The 14,292-nt window shown below is 59.2% G+C and carries 18 protein-coding genes and 1 tRNA gene; 13 read left to right on the forward strand and 6 right to left on the reverse strand.

The features are described 5' to 3' along the window. Positions 1-3 precede the first annotated feature (3 nt). Both fabZ and rpmE read left to right on the forward strand, forming a co-directional pair. A complete protein-coding gene (fabZ, locus tag ABD653_RS00920) occupies positions 4-459 on the forward strand; it encodes a 3-hydroxyacyl-ACP dehydratase FabZ (protein ID WP_160779429.1) in 456 nt (151 codons plus the stop codon). A 104-nt stretch (positions 460-563) separates the two neighbouring features. Then, positions 564-788 (forward strand): 50S ribosomal protein L31, encoded by a 225-nt coding sequence (rpmE, locus tag ABD653_RS00925; RefSeq protein ID WP_160779430.1) that lies wholly within the window; start codon positions 564-566, stop codon positions 786-788. A gap of 119 nt (positions 789-907) precedes the next feature. Here the strand turns inward: rpmE and ABD653_RS00930 are convergent, their stop codons facing one another. Further along, positions 908-1,225, reverse strand: coding sequence for a TraR/DksA family transcriptional regulator (locus ABD653_RS00930; protein ID WP_160779431.1), 318 nt, complete (start codon positions 1,223-1,225; stop codon positions 908-910). Further along, positions 1,222-1,860 (reverse strand): prolyl hydroxylase family protein, encoded by a 639-nt coding sequence (locus tag ABD653_RS00935; RefSeq protein ID WP_160779432.1) that lies wholly within the window; start codon positions 1,858-1,860, stop codon positions 1,222-1,224. The genes ABD653_RS00930 and ABD653_RS00935 overlap by 4 nt, the downstream gene beginning before the upstream one ends. A 193-nt stretch (positions 1,861-2,053) precedes the next feature. On the opposite strand from ABD653_RS00935, the gene ABD653_RS00940 reads away from it, so the two are divergent. From ABD653_RS00940 to ABD653_RS00990, 11 genes are all read left to right on the forward strand, one after another. Then, positions 2,054-2,130: transfer RNA gene (locus ABD653_RS00940), tRNA-His, on the forward strand. Between the two features lie 57 nt (positions 2,131-2,187). After that, positions 2,188-3,249 carry a Leu/Phe/Val dehydrogenase gene (locus ABD653_RS00945; protein ID WP_160779433.1) on the forward strand — a complete coding sequence of 354 codons (1,062 nt, stop codon included), beginning with the start codon at positions 2,188-2,190 and terminating at the stop codon, positions 3,247-3,249. 90 nt (positions 3,250-3,339) lie between these two features. Beyond that, positions 3,340-4,062, forward strand: a complete 723-nt coding sequence (gene ccmC, locus ABD653_RS00950; protein ID WP_160779434.1) for a heme ABC transporter permease CcmC — start codon at positions 3,340-3,342, stop codon at positions 4,060-4,062. Continuing rightward, positions 4,059-4,202 (forward strand): hypothetical protein, encoded by a 144-nt coding sequence (locus tag ABD653_RS00955; RefSeq protein ID WP_199801309.1) that lies wholly within the window; start codon positions 4,059-4,061, stop codon positions 4,200-4,202. The genes ccmC and ABD653_RS00955 overlap by 4 nt, the downstream gene beginning before the upstream one ends. Before the next feature lie 5 nt (positions 4,203-4,207). Next, positions 4,208-4,663: a cytochrome c maturation protein CcmE gene (ccmE, locus tag ABD653_RS00960; RefSeq protein ID WP_160780429.1), complete on the forward strand. Its 456-nt coding sequence runs from the start codon at positions 4,208-4,210 to the stop codon at positions 4,661-4,663. Then, a complete protein-coding gene (locus tag ABD653_RS00965; protein WP_160779435.1) occupies positions 4,660-6,609 on the forward strand; it encodes a heme lyase CcmF/NrfE family subunit in 1,950 nt (649 codons plus the stop codon). The genes ccmE and ABD653_RS00965 overlap by 4 nt, the downstream gene beginning before the upstream one ends. After that, positions 6,606-7,133 carry a DsbE family thiol:disulfide interchange protein gene (locus ABD653_RS00970; protein WP_160779436.1) on the forward strand — a complete coding sequence of 176 codons (528 nt, stop codon included), beginning with the start codon at positions 6,606-6,608 and terminating at the stop codon, positions 7,131-7,133. The genes ABD653_RS00965 and ABD653_RS00970 overlap by 4 nt, the downstream gene beginning before the upstream one ends. After that, complete coding sequence (locus ABD653_RS00975; RefSeq protein WP_160779437.1) at positions 7,130-7,531, forward strand: cytochrome c-type biogenesis protein; 402 nt, start codon at positions 7,130-7,132, stop codon at positions 7,529-7,531. Before ABD653_RS00970 ends, ABD653_RS00975 begins: the two co-directional genes overlap by 4 nt. Then, entirely contained in the window at positions 7,528-8,172 is a 645-nt protein-coding gene (locus tag ABD653_RS00980; protein WP_160779438.1) for a tetratricopeptide repeat protein, read from the forward strand. Before ABD653_RS00975 ends, ABD653_RS00980 begins: the two co-directional genes overlap by 4 nt. Positions 8,173-8,288: 116 nt before the next feature. Further along, the gene (locus ABD653_RS00985; protein WP_160779439.1) at positions 8,289-10,220 is read left to right on the forward strand and encodes a potassium transporter Kup; all 1,932 of its coding nucleotides are present in this window, start codon (positions 8,289-8,291) and stop codon (positions 10,218-10,220) included. A gap of 37 nt (positions 10,221-10,257) precedes the next feature. Then, the gene (locus ABD653_RS00990; RefSeq protein WP_160779440.1) at positions 10,258-10,677 is read left to right on the forward strand and encodes a GNAT family acetyltransferase; all 420 of its coding nucleotides are present in this window, start codon (positions 10,258-10,260) and stop codon (positions 10,675-10,677) included. A gap of 21 nt (positions 10,678-10,698) precedes the next feature. Here ABD653_RS00990 and ABD653_RS00995 read toward each other — a convergent pair whose 3' ends face one another. Genes ABD653_RS00995 through dapF form a run of 4 tightly spaced genes read right to left on the reverse strand, consistent with a single transcriptional unit; the run spans position 10,699 to position 14,280 of the window. After that, a complete protein-coding gene (locus tag ABD653_RS00995; protein WP_160779441.1) occupies positions 10,699-11,361 on the reverse strand; it encodes an inner membrane-spanning protein YciB in 663 nt (220 codons plus the stop codon). After that, complete coding sequence (gene ftsY / locus ABD653_RS01000) at positions 11,361-12,284, reverse strand: signal recognition particle-docking protein FtsY (protein ID WP_160779442.1); 924 nt, start codon at positions 12,282-12,284, stop codon at positions 11,361-11,363. Before ftsY ends, ABD653_RS00995 begins: the two co-directional genes overlap by 1 nt. Then, positions 12,281-13,474 (reverse strand): MiaB/RimO family radical SAM methylthiotransferase, encoded by a 1,194-nt coding sequence (locus ABD653_RS01005; RefSeq protein WP_325065395.1) that lies wholly within the window; start codon positions 13,472-13,474, stop codon positions 12,281-12,283. Before ABD653_RS01005 ends, ftsY begins: the two co-directional genes overlap by 4 nt. Continuing rightward, positions 13,471-14,280, reverse strand: a complete 810-nt coding sequence (gene dapF, locus ABD653_RS01010; protein WP_160780430.1) for a diaminopimelate epimerase — start codon at positions 14,278-14,280, stop codon at positions 13,471-13,473. The genes ABD653_RS01005 and dapF overlap by 4 nt, the downstream gene beginning before the upstream one ends. Positions 14,281-14,292: the final 12 nt, after the last annotated feature.

Consider the following 14,292-nt stretch of genomic DNA (forward strand, 5'->3'; position numbering starts at 1 on the left):
GGAATGAGCGAGCAAGACGCTTACGATATCCAACGGGTGCTCAAGGCGCTCCCGCATCGCTATCCCCTGCTTCTGGTCGATCGGGTGAAGTCGCTCGAGCTTGGTGAACGCATTCACGCTGTCAAAGGCGTGACGATGAACGAAGAGTTCTTTCAGGGACACTTCCCTGGCGCGCCCATCATGCCCGGAGTCCTTCAGATCGAAGCGATGGCGCAGGCGGCTGCAATCCTGGGGATTGAGACGCTGGAATTGGCCGGGACAGGCAAGTTGGTCTTCTTCATGGGGATCGACAATGCCAAGTTCCGCAAGCCGGTAACGCCGGGTTGCTTGCTCGATCTGGAAGTGGAATTTCTCCAGAAACGCAGCCGCGTCTACAAGTTCAAGGGCAAGGCGAGCGTAGAAGGCGTCACTACGAGCGAAGCCGAATTCACGGCAATGATTGGCGATCCGCCGTCCTGACCGGCGGTTTCGCTTGATATTTGTGCGGTGCCCCTTTATGCGCGCCGCTTTCCAAAACAGCGCGTCCGGTCGGAACCGGGCACAAGCTACAAAGGACAGAGATAATGAAGGCCGAAGGTCACCCCGAATACCACACCATCACGGTCAAGATGACCGATGGTACCGAATTCCAGACCCGCTCCACCTGGGGCAATGAGGGCGAAACCCTGACGCTGGAAATCGATCCGACCAGCCACCCGGCGTGGACCGGCGGCAAACAGCAGCTTCAGGAAGGTGGCCGTGTCGCAGCCTTCAACAAGCGCTTCGGTGGGCTTTCGCTCAAGAAGTAAGCTTTTTGAAGCATTTGTAGCGCGAAGTTGCATTGAAGGGGTGGTCCGAAGGGGCCGCCCTTTTCGTATGCGGATGACGCCTGCGCCGGCCGGAATGGCTACGTGCGGAGCTTGTCGAGCTAGTCTGCGTGTTTGATACAACGGGTTGCGATGGGGCGGGCCTTGAGTCGATCCAACCCTATATCTTCACCGCAAGTGGCGCAGCTGCCGTATGTGTCGTTCTCGATCCGCGCGAGGGCGTAGCGAATCTGCTGGATTTCTGCGCGAAGCACCTCGTCGACGCCCTCAAGAGCTTCGTCATCGGCCAGATCGACAGCTTGCTCGCTGGAATCGGCATCAAGAGGATGCCTAAGGTCATCCTCGATCACTTCTGCCCGCTCCAGCAAATCTGCCAAGCGTGTTTTCAACTGGGTTGCGATTTCATTGTATGCACTCATGACCATCCCCATGGCTTTTCGCGGTACCACTTTGTTATCACATATTTTAGACCTTTGCGCACCTTCATGCCGTGATGCAGTGTGTTGGGATTGACCTGGCCGTCGGGCCGCAGGTTGTTCCAGCACACAAGTTTGCCCGCTTCGGGTTGGAAGCTTTTCTTGATCGTCTTGAACCGCGTCGCGCCACCAGCCTCAACGTCATTGAGGTAGATCATGAAGGTCCAGGTGCGTTGGCCGGCGACCGAACAATATTTTTCCCAGTCCTGACCGTCCGGATTGAAATAGTCGCAATGGGGTTTGAACTCTTGCCCTATGTCATACCGTTGCCCCTGCAGCGGTTCGCCGTGCGCGGGATCGATGCCATTAAGGGTCGCCAGGAGGGTTTCCAATTCCTGCACGGCCGGATCACTTGCAGATAAATCGCATGTCTCGCTGGTGCGAAAATAGGCGTCACCATTCTCGTCGGCCAAGGTTGATGGACGCCTCTCGGCCTCGATCATTTCGACAATCCGGGACATGTGCTCGGGGGCGAGAAAATTCTTGCGCTGGAACAGCTCGAGCTGGGTATAGGGGAGCTGCTGCACCCCCTCATTGCGGAGCAGTTGCGCGGCAGAGGATTCGCCCGACTTGGTCATGCAAGCGAGTGTAAGCTTGAAGGGCGGTGCTGCAAGGCGGGAAATATTCTTGCGTGTCAGCACGCAATGCGAAGTTTTCGCTTCACAATCTACCCGCTCTATGCAACAGGCTCGCGCCCGCGCTTTCCGGCTCTTGACGGGGGCGCGCATGGGCGTAACAGCCCCGCCTCATACGGCTTTTTCGGGGCTTGTGGCGATCGTAGCTCAGTTGGTTAGAGCGCCGGTTTGTGGTACCGGAGGTCGGGGGTTCGAGACCCCTCGATCGCCCCATTTTCCCGAATGTCCTGCCGTGGTTTCACCCGCAATGAAGCAGGGGCGATTGACGCAATGACGGCATTCTGGACAGAAGCGGATTACGACGATCACGAGCTGGTGCAGCTCGTTCGTGATTCCAAGAGCGGTCTGACCGCCATCATTGCGCTGCATTCAACCCATCTGGGCCCGGGTGCCGGCGGCACGCGGTTCTGGCACTATGCAGAGCCGAAGGCGGCAATGCGCGATGCGCTGCGTCTGAGCCGCGGCATGAGCTACAAGAATGCGATGGCCGGGCTGCCGATGGGCGGCGGCAAGGCTGTTATTCTTGCCGATGCCGACAGGACCAAGACGCCGGAAATGCTCGCTGCCTTTGGAAATGCGGTCGAATCGCTGGGTGGCAAATATGTCACCGCCGAAGATGTTGGCATCAGCGAGGCTGATATGGTCGCGGTTTCCCAGCACACACAATATGTCTCGGGCCTTCCTGTGGCTGAGGGGGAAGCCGGGGGCGATCCTGGCCCGTTTACAGCGATGGGCATCTATCACGGGATCAAGGCCGCCGTGCACCACAAGCTGGGCAAGCCCGGCGTCAGCGGCGTGCACATTGCGATCCAGGGTACCGGTAGCGTTGGCGGCGGTGTGGCGCGGTTGCTGGCGAAGGACGGTGCCAAACTGATCCTGTCCGACATTCAAGAAGATCGTGCGGCTGCATTGGCAAGCGAACTGGATGCCAAGAGTGTTGCTCCTGATGCCATCATGAGCACAGCCTGCGATGTATTCAGTCCGAACGCGCTGGGGGCGATCCTTGATGAGGAGGGTATTGCACGACTTGATTGTGCAATCGTCGCCGGCGGAGCGAACAACCAGTTGGCTCGGGCGAAGCACGGTGCTCTCCTGGCAGAACGTGGGATCCTGTATGCACCCGACTACGTGATCAATGCCGGCGGTATCATCAGCGTGACGCTGGAATTCCTGTGCCGCCAACATGGCGATCCATGCGATATCAACGAGGTCCGCAAACGGATTGCACTGATCCCGGGCAGGTTGGAGGAAATCTGGCAGGAAAGCGAACGAACAGGCATTTCGTCTGATGTTGTTGCAGACCGCATGGCACAGAAACTGATCGGTCGCTGACACCTACCCCGTCGCTTCGTATATAGCCCAATGTCCACGCTTGCCGGGCCGACCACAGCCTGCCAAAGCCTCATTCGGAAAAGCATGGTCATGCACGGTTTCGCAAATCCCAAACGGTTTCTCTCGCTGGCAAGCTGGCTGACCCCGCTGCTGCTCGTCAGCGGTGTTGTCGTGACGGCGATTGCCCTTTGGTGGGGCCTGACGCAGGTGCCACCTGATCGATTGATGGGCGAAACCGTCCGCATCCTGTTCATCCACGTGCCGAGCGCGTGGTTGGGAATGGGCGGATGGACGGCAATAGCCATCTCCAGTCTTGTTTTCCTGGTCTGGCGCCACCCGCTTGCCAGCATCGCTGCCCGCGCAGCTGCAGCGCCGGGCATGGTCTTTACGGCGATTTGCCTTGCCACCGGCTCGATTTGGGGCCGGCCGACCTGGGGGGCGTGGTGGGTGTGGGACGGACGCCTTACGAGTATGCTGGTCCTGCTTTTTCTCTATGCTGCCTATCTGGCTTTGGCCCAGGCGAGTGAGAGGGAAGCGGCATCGGCACGGATTCCTGCCATTTTCGGTCTGGTCGGGGCGATCAATATTCCCATCATCAACCGGTCAGTCGTGTGGTGGAATTCGCTCCATCAACCGCCCAGCATCACGATGGGCAAGAGCGCGATTGATCCCGCCTTTCTGTGGCCGTTGCTCGCGGCAGTGGCCGGTTTCTCTTTGATTTTTGGCGGGGTCGTTCTGGCACGAATGCGCGCTATCCTCGCTGACATCCAGGCCGAAGCCCGGCTGCGGCGCAAGGCAATGGAAGCCGAATGATGCGCGAAGGTCTGGATCAATGGAACTACGTCGCGGCGTCCTATATCGTCGGCATCGCGGCAACTCTCGCGATGATCGCATGGGCATGGTGGTCCATGAAACGTGCTGAAGCCAAACGCGAAAAGGCGCGGAAGAAATGAGTGTGATGAAAGCTAAACACCAGAGACTGGTTCTGGTCGTGATTGCACTGCTGGCCTTGATCGGTGCAGGGCTCCTGGCGGCCTGGGCGCTGCGCAACCAGGCCAGCTATTACTATTTTCCGAGCCAGATCGTTGTTGAAAATCCGCCAGCAGACCGTCTCGTACGATTGGGCGGCATGGTCCAGGAGGGATCGATAGAAACACTGGCTGACGGGGTCACCGTCGCCTTTGTGGTTGGAGATGGCGAAGCGACTGTTCCGGTTCGGTTTTCAGGCATCCTGCCGGACCTGTTTGTTGAAGGCTCCGGCGTTGTCGCCGACGGTCGCTATCAACCCGACGGCACGTTTTTGGCCGAGAATATGCTGGCAAAGCATGACGAGAATTACGTCCCACGCGAATTTCAGGATATGGATGAGCATCAGGCGCGCGACGTAATTGCCGAAACGGTGGAAGGTTCATGATCGCAGAGGTTGGGCTGGTTGCTCTGTGGCTCGCTGCGGCCCTGGCCTTTGCCCAGTTCGTCTGTGGCGCGTTGGCGTTGCGGGAACAGGGGCGTGAGGTCGGCCAACTCACCCGGCCAAGCGCGATTATCCAGGGATTGTTGCTGGCGATTTCCTTTGCCACCCTGCTTTACATCTTCGCGATAACCGATCTGAGTGTGAAGCTGGTTGCGTCCAATTCCCATATCGACAAGCCGATGGTCTTCAAGATCGCAGGCGCATGGGGCAACCACGAAGGTTCGATGCTCCTATGGGTGACCGTGATGGTCTTGGCTGGCGCTTTGATCGCATGGTTGGAGCGCAGACTGCCTGAGCGCACGATGCAGGCGACACTGTCTGCGCAAGGCTTTGTCGCGCTGGGCTTCTATGCGTTTCTGTTGTTCAGTTCGAATCCGTTCGAACGCTTGCCGACCCCGGCGCAAGAGGGATTGGGTCTCAACCCGTTGCTGCAGGATATCGGCCTCGCATTCCATCCCCCTACTTTGTACGTCGGCTATGTCGGGCTGTCGGTGGCCTTCAGTTTTGTCGTCGGGGCCTTGGTAACGCGTCAGGTGACCCCCGATTTTGCCCGCGCCATGCGGCCTTGGGTCCTGGCTGCATGGGTGGCTCTGACCTTGGGCATCACAGCCGGTAGTTATTGGGCCTATTACGAACTGGGCTGGGGCGGATACTGGTTCTGGGACCCGGTCGAGAACGCTTCACTCATGCCATGGCTTGCGGCAACGGCTCTGTTGCATTCAGTCAGCGTATTAGCCTCTCGCGACGCGTTGAGAACCTGGACCGTGATGCTTGGCGTCGTGGCGTTTTCGATGAGCATGTTGGGAACATTCCTCGTTCGCTCGGGCGTGCTAACCAGTGTCCATGCCTTTGCTGTAGATCCGGAGCGGGGCGCTTTCATTCTCGCTTTGCTCTGCATCAATATCGGCGGTGCACTGGTGTTGTTCGCATTGCGCGCTGGTAGCGTTGCAGAGGGAGAACGGTTTGCTGCGACCAGCCGAGAGAGCGCTCTTGTATTCAACAACGTGATGTTGAGCGCCATTCTCGGGGTTGTCCTGCTCGGCACGCTCTATCCCTTGCTTGCCGAGGCGTTCGACTCTCGTGTCTCGGTTGGGCCGCCTTACTTCAATCCAGTCGGTGCGGTGTTTACCTTCCCGATGCTCGCGATCATGGCGATTGGCCCGTTGCTGCGCTGGAGGCGCGATAAGCCAGCGCGCATCTGGAAGCCTATGGCCTTGGTCGCCGCCATCGCCCTAGCGGTGCTGGTGGTAACTTTGGTGCAAGTGGAGATTGCGATACTGCCCTTGTTGGGTCTCGCATTCTCGATCGCTCTTGCAATTGCCAGCCTGCTGCCATTGCGTGGACGCAAATTGCGCCGTGTTGCTCTTACAACCTGGGGCATGGTCCTCGCACATCTCGGCATCGCAGTGGCCTTGTTTGGCATGGCCAGCGAGAGTGCGTTCTCGAGTGAAAAACTGGCTGCGCTAAGCGTGGGCGAGAGTGTTGTGGTCGGCGAATGGATCGTGACGCTTGAAGGTGTGGAGCCGACAGCAGGTCCAAACTGGACGGCTCTGGAAGCGCGATTGTCTGCGAGCTACGGGGAAGGGCAATCGAGCATCGTGCGCCCCCAGGCACGCAATTTTTATGACCCTTCACAGGCGACGACCGAGAGTGCGCTGCTGACGCGCTGGAACGGGCAACTCTACGCAGTTTTGGGCAATGCGTCAGAGGATGGGCGTTGGCAGGTCCGCCTGTGGTGGAAACCTTTCGTCACGATGATCTTTTATGGCGGATTGCTCGTTGCATTGGGGGGCTTCCTGGCCATGATCGGGCACCTTTTGGCGCATGTCCGCCAGCGGAACATCCGGCATCAGAGCGCGCTGCGTCGTGGTTTGGAGCCAGCGCAATGAAGCGGGCGATGATCTGGGCGCCCTTTGCGTTGTTCTTCCTGTTTGCCGGCCTCGCCGCTTATCAGCTTACCCAGCCAAAGGATGAGACCATCCGCAGCGCGATGGTTGGCAAGGCCCTGCCAGAGTTCGATCTGCCGGGGCAGACAGAAGGGGCACCGCGACTGACCCAGGCATACTTCACCGATGGCAAGCCGCGTCTGCTCAACATTTGGGCTAGCTGGTGTTTGCCCTGCATTGCCGAGGCCCCCCAACTCGAAGCCCTCGAACGCGAAGGCGCCGAAATCGTAGGGATCGCGATCCGCGACACGCCGGACGATATAGCGACCTTTCTCGCTCGGCATGGAGACCCGTATTCCCGTATTGCGCGAGACGATATCTCCGAGGTGCAATTGGGCATAGGCTCTAGCGGAGTGCCGGAGACTTTCGTTGTCGATGGTAATGGGATTATCCGTCACCAGCATATCGGCGACATCCGGGCGGACGATGTACCATTCCTTCTGGAAAAGCTGGAGGAAGCGCAGTGATCCGAATTTTCGCTTTGCTAGCTCTCGTTGTCACATCGCCGTTGGCTGCGCAGCAAAAGCTGCCCGATGCACCCTATGCCAATACGCAACTGGCCGATCCGGCGCAGGAGGCGCGCGCTGTAGAATTGATGGAGACGCTGCGCTGTCTCACCTGCCAATCGCAGTCGATTAACGATAGCGATGCCGCGATGGCGGGTGATATGCGGCATCAGGTCCGCTCGCGCATTGCCGCTGGCGAAGAGCCCGAAGCGATCCGGGCCTGGATGGTCGAGCGCTACGGCGACTATATCAGCTATGCGCCGGTGGTGAACGAAATGACCTGGCCGCTCTATGCGGTGCCGATAGTCTTGTTGCTGTTTGCCGGACTTGTCTGGATGCGCAGGATGAAACGGCGATGATCGGGTGGCTAGCAATTGGAGCGGTGGCTCTGGTGGCTTTCGCGCTCGGGGCATGGCTGCTGCGGGAGCAACGAAACCTGCTGACCTTGTTGGCAGCTATCATCGTGTTTGGCCTTGCGGGCTATGCCTGGCAGGGTGCGCCGTCCTATCCGGCTGCACCTGCAACGGCGACATCGTCGAGTGCGGCCAACCCCGGCCTGATCGAGGCGCGTCGCGAGTTCTTCGACCCTGCCAATACGGCCAGTCGCTTCGTCGTCGTCGCCGATGGTTTCGCCAGAAACGGTGATTTCGAACGGGCGGCTGTCATCCTGCGCGGCGCCGTGGTCGAAAATCCCAATGATGGCGAAGCGTGGCTGGCGCTGGGCGTGGCTCTGGTCGAGCATGCCGAGGGTGAGGTCACACCGCCAGCCCTGTTTGCTTTCCAGCGCGCTCGGGCACTGCTGACGGGCAACCCTGCACCTGCCTTCTTCCTCGGAGTTTCGGAATTGCGCGCGGGCAGGCTGATCGAAACCCGTGAATTGTGGGCGCAAGCTCTCGAAGCGGCGCCGGAAGGTGCTCCGGGCCGGACATATCTGGCGGAGCGGTTGGCGGGTCTCGACGCCTTGATGGCGGAGATTGTTGCACGTCAAACGCCGCAGTGATGCGGTTGCGTGCGGGGGGACAGGCTGCTAGGCGCGCCCGTCGCCATTGGCATGGGGGAAGTGCGGCGCGCGCGTCGTAGTGAATTCACAAGCCCAGGGGTCGGGAAGCCGTAAACATGAGCGAAGCCTCGCAAGACATTGACCGCGCGCCTCCAGGAGGAGGCTCGAAGCATGTCGATTCGACCACCAAGCTGGCGGTCGGGGCTATCGGTATTGTGTTCGGCGATATCGGCACCAGCCCGCTTTACGCTTTCCGTGAGACCTTTACCGCGACGGATCGCTTCGCCATCGCGATTGACCGGATGCATGTGCTGGGCGTTGTCAGCCTGATTTTCTGGTCGATGCTGCTGGTTGTGGCGATCCAGTATGTGACGATTCTGATGCGCGCGGATAACAAGGGGCAGGGCGGTAGTCTGGCCCTGGTCGCGCTGCTTTCGCGGCATATGGGCAAGTCCAACTATGGCTGGCTGGTCGTGCTGCTCGGAGTATTTGCGACCTCGCTGTTTTACGGCGACAGCATGATTACCCCTGCCATCTCGGTCCTCTCTGCAGTCGAGGGGCTAACGGTGGTTGACCCTGGCTTGCAAAGCTATGTGATCCCGATTGCGCTGATCCTGCTGGTGTTCCTGTTTCTGCTGCAAAAGCGCGGCACGGCGAAAGTCGGCGCGTTGTTTGCCCCGGTGATGATCATCTACTTCACCACCATCGCGCTGCTCGGCGCGAGCCAGATCTGGCAAAATCCTGACATCCTGTGGGCACTGAACCCCTATTACGCGGTCATGTTCTTTATCTCGGACGGCTTCATTGCCTTCCTTGCGCTGGGCGCAGTGGTGCTGGCCGTGACGGGGTCAGAAGCGCTCTATTCGGATATGGGGCATTTTGGACGGGGGCCGATGCGGCTTTCGTGGTTTGGCTTCGTCATGCCTTGCCTGCTGCTCAATTATTTCGGGCAAGGGGCAATGATCGCCGGCCTGCCGCCGGAACAGGCCGCAGAGGTGGTACGCAACCCGTTCTTCCTGTTGGCGAGTGAAGAATGGCGCTTGCCGCTGGTGATTCTGGCGACATTCGCGACTTTCATTGCCAGCCAGGCCGTTATCTCCGGTGCCTTTGCCATTACGCATCAGGCGATCCAGCTGGGCTTCGTTCCGCGCCTATCGATCCGCCACACCAGCGATACCCATTCGGGACAGATCTACATTCCAGTCGTGAACTGGGCCCTGATGTTCGCAGTGATTATCCTGGTTCTCACATTCCAGAATTCGTCCAACCTGGCGTCGGCCTATGGCATCGCGGTCACCGGGGCGGTGACGATCGACACCCTTTTGATGGGCGTTCTGTTCGTGGGCGTGTGGAAATGGAAGTGGTGGTATGCCGCGCCCGTTGTGCTGCTGTTCCTGGTGATCGACGGGGCCTATTTCGCCGCCAACCTGACCAAGGTGCCCGATGGCGGGTGGTTCCCGTTGGTAGTCGGCCTGATTGCTTTCACTTTGCTCACGACCTGGGCGCGCGGGCGCAAGCTGATGCGCGAACGGATGACCGAGGTCGCGCTGCCGATCGAGATTTTCGCTAAATCTGCCAACAATAGCGCCACTCGGGTGCCGGGCACGGCAATCTTCATGGCCTCGAGCACGGCCGGCGTGCCCTCGGCCTTGCTGCACAATATCAAGCACAACAAGGTACTGCACGAACGTGTCGTGATCCTGACGGTTGAAATCGCCGACATCCCTTATGTCGATCCAGCCAAGCGCTGCGAGTATTCGGAAATCGGCGACGGCTTCTTCCGCGCTGTGCTTCATTATGGCTTTATGGAAGAGACCAACGTGCCCGAAGGGCTCAAATCGATGCAACAATGCGGTGGCGAGTTCGACATGATGCAAACCAGCTTCTTCCTCAGCCGGCAGACCCTGTTGCCCAGCGACAAGCCTGGCATGCCGATCTGGCGCGAGAAGATTTTTGCCTGGATGCTGCGCAATGCCGCGACAGCGATGGAGTTCTTCGGGCTGCCGACCAATCGCGTGGTGGAGCTAGGTAGCCAGGTGCGGATATAGAGGCACCTATTCGCAACACATCGGGGAAACGGCGCGAATGATTAAGATCGTCGCTTACAAGGCAGAGCACTTCGACGGTGTAAAGGCGCTTTGGGAAACCGTTTTCCCACACGATCCGCCTTGGAACCGAGCCGAGAATGCAATTCCCCCCAAGCTAAAGGTTCAGCCAGACCTTTTTCTGGTCGCAATCAACCAAAGCGTTGTGATTGGCACAGCTATGGCGGGGTATGATGGCCATCGTGGTTGGCTCTATTCGATTGCGGTCGATCCTAATCATCATCGTCGCGGGGTGGGTTCGCGATTGCTTGCATTTGCGGAGGCAAAGCTGACCGAGATGGGCTGCGCAAAAGTAAACTTGCAGATCAGGGCCGGCAATGAAGCGGTAGCAGCCTTTTATGGGCATCACGGCTACTCGGTCGAAGAACGAGTGAGCATGGGCAAGCGCCTAGGGGGCTAGGTATGTGGCCAGCTTGAATTGTCAGGCACCAGTCGGCGGCTCGTCTTTCACCACTTCGTCTACATCTTCGATGGCCAAACCGTGCTTCAGCAGCATCGGAATTTGGGAGAAAGTGAACAGGAAGCTCAACGGCATAAAGACCCAGAATTTGGCCCAGAGCCAGCCTTCGAAATCCATCGTGCGGATAAGGATCTCGTTGAGGCCAGCGAGTGCGAAGAAAAAGAGACCCCAATTGCGTGAGAGCTTGAGCCAGCCTTCCTTGTCGACCCCCTCGAACGCCGCTTCGAGCAGGATTTGCAGCAGCGCCTTGCCGCGCAACCACCCGCCAACCAGCAGGGCGCCGAAAAGCAGGTAAATCGCTGTCGGCTTGAACTGGATAAATCGTTCGTCCTGAAGCCAGATCGTAAGCCCGCCGAATCCGACGATCAGCGTGGTCGAAAGGATCAACATGGGCGAGACATGCCCGAATTTGAACTTGCTGAAGGCGAGGGCAACCACTGCTGCCACCATGAAGGCTATCGTGCCATATATGACCGCTGCAATCTCGCCAAAGGCGGAGGATTCAGGTGGCTGGTAGAACTTGTAAACGCCGAGGAAGACAAGCAGCGGGCCGTAATCGACTGCGATATTGAGCCAGCCGCTCTTTGGCTTGGCGGCTTTGCCTTCAGGAGACGGACTGCTCATTATGCGATCCCCGCAATAACACGTGCGACCAAATCAGGGTCGAATGGTCGCAAATCGTCGATAGTTTCGCCCACGCCAATCGCATGGATGGGCAGGCCATACTGCTCTGCCGCCGCGACCAACACGCCGCCGCGGGCGGTGCCGTCAAGTTTGGTCATGATCAGGCCGGTTACTCCGGCCACCTCCTTGAACACGTCGATCTGGCTCAGTGCGTTCTGACCGTTAGTGGCGTCGAGAACGAGCAAGACGTCATGCGGAGCCTCGGGATTGAGCCGCCCGAGAACTTTCCGAATCTTGGCCAATTCGTCCATCAACTCGCGCTTGTTCTGGAGCCGGCCTGCCGTATCGACGACCAGTGCATCGATGCCTTGATCCGTGGCGGCCTTGACGCCGTCAAACACGATTGAGGCCGGGTCGCCTCCTTCCGGCCCACGTATGATCGGAACACCAACTCGCTCCGCCCATGTCGCCAATTGGCCGATTGCAGCGGCGCGGAACGTGTCGCCCGCGGCAAGCATCACGCCGTAGTCGTCTTCCTGCAACCAATGGGCAAGCTTGGCGATGGTGGTGGTCTTGCCGCTGCCATTTACTCCGATCACCAGAATGACTTGCGGGCGGGGAAATGCAGTGATTTCCAGCGGAACCGCAACTGGGCGCAGGATGGCTGCGATCTCTTCCGCGACGGCTTCTTTCAACTCGCTCTCACTGATCTGGAGACCGAAGCGCTTTTCCCTCAGTTTTTCACGGATGCGACCGGCTGCTGCGGGCCCGAGATCGGACATTATGAGGGCATCTTCGACCTCGTCCAGTGTGGCATCGTCAAGCGTCGCGGTGCCGACGGCGGTGCTCAGGTTTTCCGTCAGGCGTTCGGAAGTCTTGCGAAAGCCGCCGAACAGGCGCTCGGCCCAGCTGGTCTCGGTCACGTCAGCAGGCCCTTTTCAACTGTTCTCGGGGTAATGGTCACGATGGAACCGGGCGCTGTCCCGTCCGGTACTGCAACCCTTGCGAAGGCGGGCGTATACCCGCTGCCATCGCGTTCTGCGAGTACGTCGTGCGGCAAACCAACACATCGTTGCAACCAATTCTGGCGAACATCAGACACTGCCTCACGCAACTCGGCAGCCCTTTCCTTGATAACTTTCTTGTCGAGCTGAGGCATGCGCGCAGCAGGCGTATCCGGCCGGGGGGAATACGGAAAGATGTGCCCGTGTACGATATCGAGCTGGCGAATGATCGACAGGTTGGACTGGTGATGCTCCGCAGTTTCGGTCGGGAAGCCCGCGATCAGATCTGCGCCGACCGCGATGACTGGCCGCCTTTCCTGCAGCGCCCGGACTAGGTCGACAGCATCACCCCGGAGATGCCGCCGTTTCATGCGCTTAAGGATCAGATCATGGCCATGCTGCAGCGACAAATGGATATGCGGCATGATCCGGGGTTCGCTGGCAAACAGCTCGAAAAGTTCGGGATCGACCTCTATCCCGTCCAGCGATGACATGCGCAACCGGGGCAGGTCGGAGAACCTGTCCAGCACAGCTCTAACGAGTTTTCCCAGGGAGGGGGTGTCGGGCAAGTCGTAACCCCATGAGGTCACGTCGACACCTGTTAACACAACTTCGCGAGCGCCGTAGGCACGGTGCCTTTCTACCTCGCGCAAGACTTGATCGATTGTCAGTGACCGGCTTTTTCCGCGACCCTGGGGAATCACGCAAAAGGTGCAGGCATGATCGCAGCCGTTTTGCACCGCTATGAAAGCGCGAGTGCGCGCGGCCGGTGCGGGCCTTGTGCTGGCAGGCACATTCCAGGCCCTGGGGTCGAGCTTGGCCGTGTTTGCGACCAGCCCGTCGACTTCGGGCATCTCAGCCAGTTGTTCACGCTCTATATCGGCCGCGCATCCCGTCACCAGCAGGCGAGCGTCCGGACGGGCACGGCGTGCCTTGCGGATGGCCTGGCGGGTTTGGCGAACTGCCTCGGACGTGACTGCGCAACTGTTGATCACAACGACATCGCTCTCATCAGCCAGCATTGTGCGCATTTGCTCGCTCTCGGCGATATTTAGCCGGCAGCCGAGTGAAATGATCTCCGCACCGTTGGGGGTTGTGGCGCTGCTCACGCGAAATCGTCCCATTCGAAACTGCCGCGAAAGCTTTCACTCGCCGGGCCGGTCATGATGATCCGGTCATTGTCATCCCATTCGATGGCGAGCGTACCACCGGGCAGGGTCACGTCCACGGTACGTGCCGTGATCCCGCGTCGCATGGCCGCAATGGCTGTAGCACATGCGCCGGTGCCGCAAGCCCGGGTAAGCCCCACACCGCGTTCCCAGACATGTAACTTGAGGGCATTCTCGGACGACAGGCTCGCCACGTTGACGTTGACGCGTTCCGGGAAGAGAGGGTCTTGTTCTATGACAGGGCCAAGCTGTCCCAGCGCAATATCGTCTGCGTTGTCGACGAAGAAAACGACATGCGGATTGCCGACATTGATCCCGACCGGATTCTCGAGAGTGTCCCACCCGACCGGCATGGAAAGAGTATCCATCGCATAGGCGAGGGGGATAGCGTCCCATTCAAAGCGAGGGATGCCCATATCCACGCGTGCACCGATCTCTGCAGGGGCGACGTCAATAATTCCGCCCGAAGTTTCGACACGGGCAGCCTTTCCATGAAGCAAGGCCACGGCCCGAGATGCGTTGCCGCACGCTTCCACCTCGCCGCCGTCGGCGTTGAAAATCCGCATGCGGAAATCGGCATTGGTGGAAGGTTCCAGGACAATCAGCTGATCGCAGCCAATCCCTGTCTTGCGATCGGAAAGCGCACGCACCGCTGGGCTTGCCAGGACAGGCAAGGCATTGTCGCGGCCATCGAGCATGATGAAATCATTGCCAAGGCCGTGCATCTTGGTGAAGGAGACGCGCATCGCCTTGCGCAT

The organism is Parerythrobacter jejuensis (assembly GCF_039536765.1).
GTDB lineage: Bacteria > Pseudomonadota > Alphaproteobacteria > Sphingomonadales > Sphingomonadaceae > Parerythrobacter > Parerythrobacter jejuensis.